Here is a 13,008-nt window from a genome sequence, read left to right as displayed (position 1 = left end):
CGCGTCGTCTACAATAACTCCCCGTAAGGTGCGGTAAGGCCAGCCTACGCGGACGCGCCACAGCACCACCGTCCCCCGAATTTTCACATGAATCGCGAAGAACTACCCGACGACATGACACAGAGTGACGCAGACGAAATCTCGCTGGCGGATATTCTCAGTTTTGCCCGTGACAACCTGAAGGTGATAGCTGGTCTAGCTTTGGTAGGTGCCGCCATTGGCATTGGAAGCACGTTCGCCATTCATAAACAATGGGAAGGCACGGTAACGCTGCAAGTCGGGCGAGCCGCTGGTTCACCTGTCGCGGGCCCCGACGGCCCGCTGATTGAATCGCTTCAGCAGACAGTTGGACGCGTTCAACTAAGCACCTTCAAAGACAAGGTGGCCGCAGACGTGTTTCCTCAGTTGCAAAGCGACCCGGATGCGCTGCGCCGAACCCTTGCATGGAACGCGCTGAAAGCTCGAACACTGGCCGGCACAGCTTATATTGAGATCACCGCTCGCGGAAGCTCTCAAGAGCAGGCAGAGCAAGTCCTGAGTGCTGCATCGCACCGGATTGAAACCGAGCACGCCGCAATTCTTGAGCGCGTACGCTCGCTCCCCAAGCAACAGTTAAGTGTCATCGATGCCGCCATCGAGGCGAATACCAAGGCGCAAGAGCAATTGAGCGCAGCCTTGGTGCGATCGAAGAACACCGATTCAGTGATGGCACTAAGCGCGCTACAAAACAGCAGGTCCGAACGCGCGACACTAAACGACAGTCGGTATCGTATAGCGCAACTACTCGCTCCGGATCAGTCATACAACACCCGGATTGTCAGCGCAATTCAGGTCAATAAAAACGCTGTCTTCCCGCGTAAGTTGTACTTTGGCCTTGGCGGCTTGGTACTGGGCGCCATTGTGGGCATTGTCATCGGACTGTGCCGCAAAGATCGCGCACGTAGCGCTTAACTCTCATACCGAACGGCTAACTAAAGCGCCGATCACCCGTAAAAAAGCCGCTGTCTCACGACAGCGGCTTTTTTCACAACTCGCGTCGAACGCGCTTACTTCGCCGACATCAGCGCGACGGTCGTGTCGAGCATGCGGTTCGAGAAGCCCCACTCGTTGTCGTACCACGAGCTGACCTTCACCAGACGGCCCGACACCTTGGTCAGCGTGCCGTCGAAGTTCGACGAGGCCGGATTGTGGTTGAAGTCCACCGACACCAGCGGCGCCGTGTTGTACGTGGCGATCGCCTTCAGTTTGCCTTCAGCAGCTTCCTTCAGGATCGCATTGACTTCGTCCACCGTCGTGTCGCGCTTGGCGATGAACGACAGGTCAACGATCGACACATTGATCGTCGGAACGCGGATGGCGTAGCCGTCGAGCTTGCCGTTGAGTTCCGGCAGCACCAGGCCGACAGCCGAAGCCGCGCCCGTCTTGGTCGGGATCATGCTCATCGTGGCCGAACGGGCGCGACGCAGGTCTTCGTGATAGACGTCCGTCAGCACCTGGTCGTTCGTGTAGGCGTGAACCGTCGTCATCAGGCCCGTTTCCAGACCGATCTTTTCGTGCAGCGGCTGAACCAGCGGTGCCAGGCAGTTCGTGGTGCACGAAGCGTTCGAGATGACCGTATCCGTCGCCTTGAGCACGCCTTCGTTCACACCGAACACGATGGTGGCGTCCACATCCTTGCCGCCCGGCGCCGAAATGATGACCTTCTTGGCGCCACCCTTCAGGTGAGCACTGGCCTTTTCCTTCGTGGTGAAGAAGCCCGTGCATTCCAGCACGACGTCCACGCCCAACTCGCCCCACGGCAGCTCTGCCGGGTTACGGTTGGCCAGCACGCGGATCTTGTCGCCGTTGACGACCATGAAATCGCCGTCGACCGACACCGTGCCCGGGAACTTGCCGTGGGCCGTATCGTATTGCGTCAAATGAGCGTTCGTCTGTGCGTTGCCGAGGTCGTTGATCGCAACGATCTCGATGTCGTGCTTCTTACCACCTTCGTAATGGGCACGCAGTACGTTGCGGCCGATACGGCCGTAGCCGTTGATAGCGACGCGAATGGTCATGGGGGTATCTCCGTAAGGTCTAACGAAATCAGCCAAGCACGGACTTGACCGTCGCGACCACATGGTCGACGGTGAAGCCGAAGTGTTTGAACAGCACGCCGGCCGGAGCCGACTCGCCGAAAGTATCGATGCCGACCACGCCGCCCTCCAGGCCGACGTACTTATGCCAGAACGCCGTCACACCGGCTTCCACGGCCACCCGCGGCACACCACGCGGCAACACGCTCTCGCGATACGCCTTGTCCTGACGGTCGAACACGTTGGTCGACGGCATGGACACGACACGCGCCGCGATGCCTTCAGCGGCCAGCGCTTCAGCCCCCTTAAGGGCCAGGTCCATTTCCGAGCCGGTCGCGATCAGCACGATCTGCGGTTTCGCCACGTCGCGCAGCACGTAGCCGCCACGACGGATATTGGCGATCTGCGCGTCGTCGCGCGAGACGAACGGCAGATTCTGACGGCTGAGCACAAGGCTCGAAGGGCCGTCGTGACGCTCCACCGCAGCGACCCATGCGACCGCCGTTTCGGTCGTATCGCACGGACGCCACACGTCCATTTGCGGAATCAGGCGCAGGCTCGAGACGTGCTCAATGGATTGGTGCGTAGGACCGTCTTCGCCCAGACCAATCGAGTCGTGCGTGAACACGAAGATCGAACGCAGCTTCATGAGCGCCGCCATACGCAGCGCATTGCGGCTGTAATCGGAGAACGTCAGGAACGTGCCGCCGAACGGGATGTACCCCCCGTGCAACGCGATGCCGTTCATGATGGCGCTCATCCCGAATTCGCGCACACCGTAGTTGATGTGGTTGCCGAACTGCACGCCATCGGCGTTCGCACGCACGGGCTTGCTGGCCTTCCAGTTCGTCAGGTTCGAGCCGGTCAGGTCGGCGGAGCCGCCCAGGAATTCCGGCAGCACAGCCGCCAGGCCTTCGATGGCCAGTTGCGACGCCTTGCGCGTCGCCACCGTCTCGGCCTTTTCATTGGTCTTCGCCACGAACGCGGCGGCGGCCGACTTGAAGTCGCCCGGCAGTTCGCCCTTCATGCGGCGCTCGAACTCGGCAGCTTCCGCCGGGAACTGGCCGCGATAGGCGGCGAAGCGCTCGTTCCAGGCCGCTTCGGCTTGCTTGCCCGCAGCCTTGGCATCCCATGCCGCATAGACCTCGGCCGGCACTTCGAACGGCGGCAACGTCCAGCCCAGCGCAGCACGCGTGGCGGCGATTTCGTCGGCGCCCAGCGGCGCGCCGTGCACGTCGTGACCACCCTGCTTGTTCGGTGCGCCCTTACCGATCAGCGTCTTGCAGCAGATCAAGGTCGGACGATCCGACGTCTTGGCTTGTGCGATGGCCGCGTCGACGGCATCGACATTGTGTCCATCGACGCCACGAATCACGTTCCAGCCATACGCTTCGAAGCGCTTGGGCGTATCGTCGGCAAACCAGTACTCGACGTCGCCGTCGATCGAGATGCCGTTATCGTCGTACAGCGCGATGAGCTTGTTCAGACGCAGCGTGCCCGCAAGCGAACAAGCTTCGTGCGAGATGCCTTCCATCAGGCAACCATCGCCAAGGAATGCATACGTGTAGTGATCGACGATGTCGTTGCCCGGGCGATTGAATTCCTTGGCAAGCAGCGCTTCGGCCAGGGCGAAGCCCACGGCGTTAGTGATGCCCTGACCCAGCGGGCCCGTGGTCGTCTCCACACCCGGGGTGATCCCCACTTCGGGGTGACCCGGTGTCTTGCTGTGAAGCTGGCGGAAATGCTTCAGCTCTTCGATCGGCAGGTCGTAACCCGTCAGATGCAGCAACGAATAGATGAGCATCGAGCCATGGCCGTTCGACAGCACGAAGCGGTCGCGATCGAACCAGTGCGGGTTGACGGGATTGTGTTTGAGATGCCGGCCCCAGAGAGCGACCGCGATGTCGGCCATGCCCATCGGCGCGCCTGGGTGACCGGAGTTGGCCTGTTGGACCGCATCCATGGAGAGGACGCGAATGGCAGAGGCCATCAGTGCAGCCGTAGCAGTAGAGGAGTTCGTCATGGTGACCAGCCGGAAGAGCGGGCGTGCCCCGTTGCCGCGAGCTGCCGCGCGAAATTCAAATGCAAGAAAAGACCACGATTTTAGCAGATTCGATACTTGCCCGGGTCGTTTGCGGCGAACTTCCCCAACCGACGAGAACGTGGAATCATGCAAAAAAGTGACACGATCGCCCCAATTTAGAGGAAGTTAACCTGCCAATGCCCGCCAAACGTGACGTCCCTGCGAAGGATTCCGGCGTCGCCGCGTCGCCTTACACGGCGCCCCTCGGGCGCTGGGCAAGCTATACGTTCGCCGCGAACGCCGTATTTGCCACCCACTCGGCCTATCAGCACATCGAAATCGTGGATTTGCCCGCCTTCGGGCCCCTCGGACGCGCCTATCGGCTCGATGGCCGCTTCATGGCCTCGCTCGCCGACGCTCATATCTGTCACGAATGCATGGTGCACCCGCTTCTGCTGGCGCACGGCAGTGCCGAGCGCGTACTGATACTCGGGGGCGGCGACGGTGGCTCGGCCCGCGAGGCGTTACGCCACACCAATGTGCGCGAGGTGGTTGTCGCGGAACTCGACGCGCAGGTACCTTCAACGATCCTGCAACACATGCCGGCGCTCGCCGACGGGGCGTTCGACGATGCGCGCACCACGCTCGTCATCGGCGATGCCCGGGATCTCGTGGACGATGCGTTAGCCACTGGCAAACGATTCGATGCGGTGATTTTCGACCTGACGGAAGCCGATGGCGAGGCGGCGCCGCTCCACGATGCGGCGTTCTTCGCCAAAGTCCGCACGATTCTCGGCCCGCGTGGCGGAATCGCCCTGCAATTGGGCGCGCCCTGGTTCGAGGCCGGACAGGTGCGGCACATACTCGATGCCCTGCGCTCGGTATTCGCCCACGTCCAACCCATGACAACATATGTCCCCCTGTACGGCACGCAATGGGCATTGGCCGTCGCCAGCGATTCGCTCGACGTGCGTTCAGGCGTGACGAACACGCTGCCCGACGGGTTGCGACGTCTACGTCACTATTCGCCCGACCGACACGCTTCGCTATTCGACATCCCGCCAGAACTGGCCGCGGTGCTTGGCGATGTGCCCGATGACCGCACAACAAGTTGACGCCGTGCGGGTGAAGCGAACACGCGTTCCTTGTATATTGAGGGCGGGTCACGACCGTCGGCTTTCCTCGTGCGCGCCCTCACCCGTTTTTTGGACGCCCCCCATCGCCCCGCCGGCGGACTTACCGGAGCACAGTCATGTCCGATCCTCGCCCATCCCATGTGCCGTGGTTGACGCCGTACCTGACCGTGCGTGACGCCCGAGCCGCCGCGACGTTCTACGAGCATGCGTTCGGCTTCACGGTGCACGACATGGTGGACGACGACGGTGCTGTCATGCACGTCGAAATGTTCTATCAGGGCCAACTGATCCTGATGTTCGCCCCCGAAGGCGCGTTTGCCAGTACGGCGCGCACGCCGCGCACCTCGGGCGTGGAAGCGCCGCAAAGCTTCTACGTGTACACGGAGGATGTCGATGCGCTGTACGCCCGAGCCATCGCCGCGGGCGCGAAGGGACTGATGCCCCCCAACGATCAGTTCTGGGGGGATCGCTTCTGCCAACTGGAAGACCTGGACGGGTATCGCTGGGGCTTTGCCCGACCCGTTGCACCACGCAGTTAAGCCCGTGCTGCGAGCGCATTGGGGTATGCTTCTGTCCCCAACGCGCCGCGCGTCTTCCCTCGCCCTTCGCCCGTATGCCTCGCTTTTTCATCGATGCGCCGCTGCACGCTGGCGCCCTGCTCGACCTTCCCGACGCCGTGGTTCGTCACGTTCAGGTATTGCGCCTGAAGACCGGTGACACGCTCACGCTGTTCAACGGTGCCGGCGGCGAATACCCAGCGGTGCTCACGACGCTGGAGAAACGCCATGCCACGGCCCAGCTAGGACAGCACGATGCCCGGGAGGCGGAGACGCCCTATCGCGTCACCCTGGCGCAGGGCATTGCCGGCGGCGACAAAATGGACTGGCTGATCGAAAAGGCCATCGAACTCGGTGTGACGGATATCCAGCCGCTTGCCACCGAACGATCGGTCATCCGCCTCGATGCCGAACGCGCCGCAAAGCGGGTGGCGCACTGGCAGGCGTTGGCGCAAGCCGCTTGCGAGCAGAGTGGAAGAAATTGCGTGCCACGCATCCTGCCCATCCGCCCAATCGGCGCATGGCTGCGCGAGCAGAACACGGTGACAAGCTACGGATGGCGTGTGCTATTGTCACCTAGAGCAGACAGCGGTTTCGATTCGCTGCCGCGCGAAGCACCGCCGGAGCCCGGCGTGTTGCTCTTCGGCCCGGAAGGCGGGCTGGCACCTCAGGAAGAAACGCTGGCGCGGGAGGCCGGCTTCACGGCCATTCGCTTGGGCGAACGTATCTTGCGGACGGAAACAGCGGGCATTGCGGTACTCGCTGCTTTGGCCGCACGCTGGGGCGGTTGGTAAGCAAAGATGACTCGGACAACGGCTTCTCAAGCCTAAGGAGTAATTCCTCATGGGTATCCTCGATTCCATTCTCGGCGGTGTGTCGGGCAATCAGGCCGGTGGCACCAGCGGCGGCGGCAATACCAAGATGTTGCTGCTGATGGGCTTGCTGGCGATGATTGCCAGCCGCTCCGGCAACGCGCAAGGCCAGGGCGGACAAGGCGGCGGCGACCTGCTCGGCTCGCTAGGCGGCGCACTCGGCGGAATGCTGGGCGGTGGTGCCGCAGCCGGTGGTGGCGGTCTCGGCGGGCTTCTGGGCGGCTTGCTGGGTGGCGCTCAGGCCGCGCAGCCGACGGGGGCGGGCGCCCCGGCGACCTCACCCGGCGATTTGGTGGGAGCGCTTGGCGGCTTGGGCGGTTTGACGCAAATGCTCGAAAACGGAGGCCTCGGCGACGCCGTGCGTTCCTGGGTCGGCACCGGCGGCAATCAGCCGGTCTCGGCCGATCAGGTAGCGCAAGCGCTGGGCCCGGGCGGACATTTGCAGCAACTGGCCGATAGCGCGGGCGTCAGTCAGGACGAAGCTGCGCAGCAGTTGTCCTCGCTATTGCCCGAGGTGGTCAATCACCTCACACCGAACGGCGACTTGCCGCAGGGTCAATTGGATCTGGCGAGTCTGGCGCAGAAATTCCTCGGCGGCCATACCGGCTGATTGCTGAGGCAGGGCAAGCGACACGTCGCCAATACCCGGTCAGAAATGAGAAAAGGTCCGCAACGCGGACCTTTTTTCTTGCCTCCGAAACGACCGGCATCGACATGGCACCGACTCACATCAGCGGACTCGTTTCACCCCGTCAGACGAGGATGGCGCGAACCTTCATCGTCGATGAAGTCATTAACGATCAGGCAAATGAGTAGAACACACGGAAACTCACGCGACGCTCCGACCAGAACTCAGCGGCATCGCGGAAAACATCAAGCAGCGTTTCCCGGCCGTCCTTATCGAACTTCGTCACCACCGGCAATCCCTCCAGCACCACCACGAAACCCGGCTGCGGTCCGGAGTGACTCACCAGATCGGTGAGGCAATCGTGCAACGCGTCGTAGTTCTTCCCGAAATGCTTGGGGAACAAGAACGACGTGGCAATCGTCTCCAGCACCTCGGTCTTGCTTTGCGCCTGCGAGCAATTGGCGTAAAGGAAGTGCTGTCCGAGTCGCTCGGCCTCTGCGGCCAGTTCCGGCACGCGGAATGCGCGGATCGACTGCACAATATTCGGCCTGACGGTCTTGAAAAGACTCATATCTCCCTCTTCCGATAAGGTATGGCGGCGGCCAGCCCGCGCGACAGCATGCAGGCCCAGCACCTGCTTGAACAAGTTGCCCTCGCCCGCACCGAATGGATCTGCCATAAGATCTTTCCCGCGTTCCTGTGCGAAAACCGGCTCACTCATACTGCTGTCATTCCCTTATGCGTCTAAAACTGTTGTAGTGATCTTGGGTGTAGTAACACGGATCCACTGTACGTTGGTCACCGCCGCAGATGATGCGCCTGGCACCTCTATTGCGGGCGCCGGGAGTCGGCACCGTATATTCATGGTAATAGCCTCGCGGCTTTTTTGGCAGGCGCTTTTCGTAGTTCCCGAACACAATGCCATCCTTGGCATAAGGGAACGGCCCACCCTGAGCAATCAGCGTCAGCGTGCGCTGCGCTTCGCGAGGCAATTCGGCAACGGAAACCGCTGCCGTTTGATCCGTGACGTATGGCGCGGTTTCGCGCGCCACGGTATTACCCGCCAGAAAAACACTACCAGCCGCCGTCAGCGCCACGATGCCCCGATGAAGCCAACGTGCCATTGTCATAGCTAGCCTGTCGCCCGGCGCCGTTTTGCGCTGCGGACCCGTTCTGGTGGGTGAAGCCGTAAGGTTATCGCTATTGCTCACGAGAATCAATGTCGGCTTACATTTTGCAACCAAACTAGTCAACAAATTCATGAAAACACAAGGGTTTTCGCGACAGCAAGCACTCACATGAACATATACGATCAGCCAAATACGTCGCAAAAACGACAAAACGCCGCCCCGAACGGGTGCGGCGTTTTGTCGTTAACGTGTGGCGAACAGCGGCGAACCGCCTCGCACACCCGCGGGATCAGCGCGACTCTTGCTGCGCTGCCGCATCGGCCACCACCAGCGCGACCATGTTGATGATGCGGCGTACCGTAGCCGATTCGGTCAGGATGTGCACCGGCTTCGCAGCGCCCAACAAGATCGGGCCGATCGCAACGTTGTTACCGGCGGCCGTCTTGAGCAGGTTGTACGCAATGTTGGCCGCGTCGATGTTCGGCATCACGAGCAGGTTGGCGGCACCGGTCAGCGTCGATTCCGGCATGATGCGCGCACGCAGTTCCGGATCGAGTGCGCAATCGCCGTGCATTTCACCGTCGACTTCCAGTTCCGGCGCACGCTCTTGCAGAATTGCCAATGTTTCGCGCATCTTGCGAGCGCAACTCGCATCGCTCGTACCGAAGTTCGAGTGCGAGAGCAGCGCCACCTTCGGCTGGATGCCGAAACGGCGAATCTCATCGGCCGCCATCAGCGTGATCTCGGCCAACTCTTCGGCGCTCGGATCCTGATTGATGTGCGTGTCGACCAGGAAAATCTGGCGATTCGGCAGAATCAGGGCGTTCATCGCAGCGTAGACATGACCGCCCGCGCGCTTACCGATCACGCGATCGATGAAGTGCAGGTGACGGCCCGGCGTCGACACCGTGCCGCAAATCAAGCCGTCTGCCTCGCCCTTGCGCACCAGCATGGCGGCGATCAGCGTGGTACGGCGACGCATTTCAACACGCGCATACGACGCCGTCACGCCCTTGCGGTTGGTCAACTGGTGATACGTCTCCCAGTAATCGCGATAGCGCTCGTCGTGCTCCGGATTGACGACGGTGAAATCGACGCCCGGCGTCAGGCGCAGGCCATATTGCTCGATGCGGTGCTCGATCACGGCCGGACGTCCGACCAGAATCGGCGTGGCCACACGCTCGTCCACGAGCACTTGCACGGCGCGCAACACGCGCTCTTCTTCACCTTCGGCGAACGCAATGCGCTTCTTGTTGGCAGGCACGCTACGCGCCACCGAGAAGAGCGGCTTCATCAGACCGCCGCTGTGGTACACGAACTGCTGCAGCGACTGCGAGTAGGCATCCACATCCGCAAGCGGGCGCGTGGCGACGCCCGCGGCCATCGCCGCTTCGGCCACGGCGGTGGCGACCTTGACCAGCAAACGCGGGTCGAACGGCTTCGGAATCAGGTATTCCGGGCCAAACGACAGATTCTTGATACCGTAAGCCGACGCCACGATATCGCTCTGCTCCTGACGCGCCAGTTCCGCCAGCGCATTCACGGCGGCGATTTCCATCGAGCGCGTGATCGTGGTCGCACCGACATCAATGGCGCCACGGAAAATGAACGGGAAGCACAGAACGTTGTTGACCTGATTCGGATAGTCGGTACGCCCCGTTGCCATCACGCAGTCCGGGCGCACTTCCTTCGCGAGTTCCGGCGTGATTTCCGGGTTCGGATTGGCCAACGCAAAGATCAGCGGCTTGTCGCCCATCGTCTTGACCATTTCGGGCTTGAGCACGCCGGCCGCCGACAGACCGAGGAACACGTCCGCCCCGCCGATCACTTCGGCCAGGCTGCGTGCATCGGTCTTTTGCGAGAAGCGGATCTTCTCCGGGTCCATCAGTTCGGTGCGGCCCTCGTACACCACCCCGGCGAGGTCCGTCACCCATACGTTCTCAATGGGCAGCCCCATGTCGACCAGCAAGTCCAGACACGCGAGCGCGGCAGCTCCTGCGCCGGACGTGACCAGCTTTACCGACTTCAGATCCTTGCCAACGACCTTCAGGCCATTGATCAGTGCAGCGGCGACGACGATGGCCGTGCCGTGCTGATCGTCGTGGAAGACCGGAATCTTCATGCGCTCGCGCAGCTTGCGCTCCACGATGAAGCACTCCGGGGCCTTGATGTCTTCCAGGTTGATCGCGCCGAAGGTCGGTTCCAGCGCGGCGATGATCTCGACGAGCTTCTCCGGGTCTTTCTCGTCGATCTCGATGTCGAACACGTCGATATTGGCGAACTTCTTGAACAGCACGCCCTTGCCTTCCATCACCGGTTTCGATGCCAGCGGGCCGATGTCGCCCAGCCCAAGCACGGCGGTGCCGTTCGAGATCACACCGACCAAATTGCCACGCGCCGTATAGCGCGACGCATTGAGCGGATCGATGACGATTTCCTCACACGCGGCCGCAACGCCCGGCGAGTACGCCAGCGCGAGATCGCGTTGGTTGAGCAACTGCTTGGTCGGCGCGATGGCGATTTTGCCGGGAGTGGGGAATTCGTGATACTCGAGCGCAGCTTCGCGCAGTTTCGGATCGATCGGCGTGGGCATGGAGAAAGGCTCTTGGGCGAACAAAATGAATCAAAATTTCTCTGCGAATTGTAGCCCTATTTATTCACGCCATTTATGCAAAAAACGGATAAGGGCCACACCTGCGTTACCGCAATTCCATGACGATAGTGACCAGAAATCCGTGTGAACTCAACGCTGCATCGCACCATCGCCCGCCTTTTCAGACGCGAGATGAAATTCGACTCAGGTGTTATCCGAGAGGATCGTGAGACATCGACCGAATTCGGGACGCCCCCGCGTTTGTTTGCTTGGGAAAGCGCAGACAGCCTCTTAGAATAGGGGTTCGCGCTGCCCATTTACGCAGCCCTGCGTTCCGACGCATTGATCCATTGCCTGCCCGCCTGACGTCTGACGTTGCCATGCCCTCGCGCGGCAACGCAATACTCCGCCCAGGTTGGCAACCGTGCCGGTGCCCATGACCACAACCCTCCCGTCAACTTCGCCGCTATCCGAGTTCTCGCTCATCGACCGTTTCTTCACTCACGCAACGCGTCAGCGTGAGCATGTCACGCTCGGCATCGGCGACGATTGCGCCTTGTTGCGCCCGCCAGCGGGCGAGCAACTCGCAATTTCCACCGACATGCTTGTCGAAGGCCGACACTTCTTCCCGGACGTCGATCCGTGCGCGCTCGGTCATAAGACACTCGCGGTCAACCTCTCCGATCTGGCGGCGATGGGTGCGCAGCCCCTGGGATTCACGCTGGCGCTCGCCCTGCCCGACAGCGATCCCGCGTGGCTCGCGCCATTCGCACAAGGGCTGAGCGCGTTGGCCGACCGCTACGCGTGCCCGTTAATTGGTGGCGACACCACCCGGGGGCCGCGAAATCTCTGCGTGACGGTGTTCGGCAGCGTGCCGGGCGCCGAGGCACTGCGTCGCGATGCGGCACAACCCGGCGACGACGTCTGGGTCTCCGGGACCCTCGGCGATGCCCGGCTGGCGCTCGGCGCATTGCGAGGCGAATGGTCACTGCCATCGGACGACCTTGCGCTGGCGCGGCGTGCAATGGACTGGCCCGAGCCGCAAATATCACTCGGCCTGGCCCTGCGGGGCGTCGCACGCGCGGCGCTGGACATCTCGGACGGATTACTCGGCGACCTCGGCCATATTCTGGAACGCTCGGACGTGAGCGCGCAGGTCAACGTCGATGCACTTCCCCGTTCCGCATTGCTTTCCTCACAAACGCCCGCGATTCAACAACTTTGCACGCTCGCAGGCGGAGACGACTATCAACTGTGCTTCTGCGCCGAGAGTGCCCAACGGCAGCGAATCACGGCGATCGGCGACGAACTGGGCATACGTCTTACGCGTATCGGTACAATAGCGGTTCCCGACGCGCGCCAAACGATGCTGCACCTTCATGACAATACCGGCGCGGCCGTCGCTGCCGATTTCAAAAGTTTCGACCATTTCCAATGAGCACTGATCAAACGGCCGCCGTCAACCCGGGCAGTCGCCCGCGCCGGCCGACCTCACGTTTTCTGCTGTCGCACCCCGCGCACCTGTTTTCGCTCGGCTTCGGCACAGGCTTGTCGTCCTTCGCACCGGGCACGGTGGGCACCCTTTTCGGCTGGGCGTCGTATCTGGTGCTCAATCTGTATCTGACGGTCACCGGCTGGGGCGTGTTGATCGCCGCGTCGCTTGTGGGCGGCGTCTGGATTTGCAGCTATACGGCGCATAAGCTCGGCACGCAGGACCCGAGCGCAGTCGTCTGGGATGAGATCGTCGCCTTCTGGATCGTGCTGCTGTTCATTACCCCGGCAAGCTTCGGTGGCCAACTGGTGGCGTTCGTTCTGTTCCGCTTTTTCGATGCCGTCAAACCGCCGCCCATCCGCTACTTCGACCGCACCGTAAAGGGTGGCCTCGGGATCATGCTGGACGATCTCGTCGCCGCCTTCTGCACGCTGCTCGTGATTGCGCTGTGGCGCTCGATCTAAACGGCGTGCTCGTTGCGTCATCGTTGCATCGACTTTTT

General features: G+C 61.8%; 12 protein-coding genes. 7 read left to right on the top strand and 5 right to left on the bottom strand.

The features are described from left to right. The first annotated feature begins 87 nt into the window (after window positions 1-87). Window positions 88-951: a YveK family protein gene (locus tag PI93_RS06635; protein ID WP_039374839.1), complete on the top strand. Its 864-nt coding sequence runs from the start codon at window positions 88-90 to the stop codon at window positions 949-951. 95 nt (window positions 952-1,046) lie between these two features. Here PI93_RS06635 and gap read toward each other — a convergent pair whose 3' ends face one another. Both gap and tkt read right to left on the bottom strand, forming a co-directional pair. Beyond that, the gene (gap, locus tag PI93_RS06630; RefSeq protein WP_039375710.1) at window positions 1,047-2,057 is read right to left on the bottom strand and encodes a type I glyceraldehyde-3-phosphate dehydrogenase; all 1,011 of its coding nucleotides are present in this window, start codon (window positions 2,055-2,057) and stop codon (window positions 1,047-1,049) included. Window positions 2,058-2,085: 28 nt separating this feature from the next. Further along, complete coding sequence (tkt, locus tag PI93_RS06625; protein ID WP_052241139.1) at window positions 2,086-4,098, bottom strand: transketolase; 2,013 nt, start codon at window positions 4,096-4,098, stop codon at window positions 2,086-2,088. A 197-nt stretch (window positions 4,099-4,295) separates the two neighbouring features. Here tkt and PI93_RS06620 point away from each other — a divergent pair, with 197 nt between their 5' ends. The 4 genes from PI93_RS06620 (at window position 4,296) to PI93_RS06605 (ending at window position 7,273) form a co-directional block, all read left to right on the top strand. Then, window positions 4,296-5,213 carry a spermine/spermidine synthase domain-containing protein gene (locus PI93_RS06620; protein ID WP_052241140.1) on the top strand — a complete coding sequence of 306 codons (918 nt, stop codon included), beginning with the start codon at window positions 4,296-4,298 and terminating at the stop codon, window positions 5,211-5,213. A 137-nt stretch (window positions 5,214-5,350) separates the two neighbouring features. Further along, window positions 5,351-5,773: a VOC family protein gene (locus PI93_RS06615; protein WP_039375713.1), complete on the top strand. Its 423-nt coding sequence runs from the start codon at window positions 5,351-5,353 to the stop codon at window positions 5,771-5,773. 74 nt (window positions 5,774-5,847) lie between these two features. Next, a complete protein-coding gene (locus PI93_RS06610) occupies window positions 5,848-6,585 on the top strand; it encodes a 16S rRNA (uracil(1498)-N(3))-methyltransferase (protein ID WP_039375715.1) in 738 nt (245 codons plus the stop codon). A 49-nt stretch (window positions 6,586-6,634) separates the two neighbouring features. Continuing rightward, window positions 6,635-7,273, top strand: a complete 639-nt coding sequence (locus PI93_RS06605) for a YidB family protein (protein WP_039375716.1) — start codon at window positions 6,635-6,637, stop codon at window positions 7,271-7,273. A 190-nt stretch (window positions 7,274-7,463) separates the two neighbouring features. Here the strand turns inward: PI93_RS06605 and PI93_RS06600 are convergent, their stop codons facing one another. The 3 genes from PI93_RS06600 to PI93_RS06590 form a co-directional block, all read right to left on the bottom strand. Then, window positions 7,464-7,970: a barstar family protein gene (locus tag PI93_RS06600; protein ID WP_370834217.1), complete on the bottom strand. Its 507-nt coding sequence runs from the start codon at window positions 7,968-7,970 to the stop codon at window positions 7,464-7,466. Between the two features lie 49 nt (window positions 7,971-8,019). Further along, a complete protein-coding gene (locus PI93_RS06595; protein WP_039375719.1) occupies window positions 8,020-8,415 on the bottom strand; it encodes a ribonuclease domain-containing protein in 396 nt (131 codons plus the stop codon). 295 nt (window positions 8,416-8,710) lie between these two features. Further along, the gene (locus PI93_RS06590) at window positions 8,711-11,014 is read right to left on the bottom strand and encodes an NADP-dependent malic enzyme (RefSeq protein ID WP_039375721.1); all 2,304 of its coding nucleotides are present in this window, start codon (window positions 11,012-11,014) and stop codon (window positions 8,711-8,713) included. 436 nt (window positions 11,015-11,450) lie between these two features. Between PI93_RS06590 and thiL the strand changes: the two genes are divergently transcribed. Next, complete coding sequence (gene thiL / locus PI93_RS06585; RefSeq protein WP_039375723.1) at window positions 11,451-12,452, top strand: thiamine-phosphate kinase; 1,002 nt, start codon at window positions 11,451-11,453, stop codon at window positions 12,450-12,452. After that, a complete protein-coding gene (locus PI93_RS06580; protein WP_039375724.1) occupies window positions 12,449-12,970 on the top strand; it encodes a phosphatidylglycerophosphatase A family protein in 522 nt (173 codons plus the stop codon). The genes thiL and PI93_RS06580 overlap by 4 nt, the downstream gene beginning before the upstream one ends. Window positions 12,971-13,008 lie beyond the last annotated feature (38 nt).

It is taken from the genome of Pandoraea fibrosis (assembly GCF_000807775.2).
GTDB lineage: Bacteria > Pseudomonadota > Gammaproteobacteria > Burkholderiales > Burkholderiaceae > Pandoraea > Pandoraea fibrosis.
The sequence above is the reverse complement of the archived record's forward strand: the minus strand, read 5'-3'. Positions and strand labels throughout refer to the sequence as shown.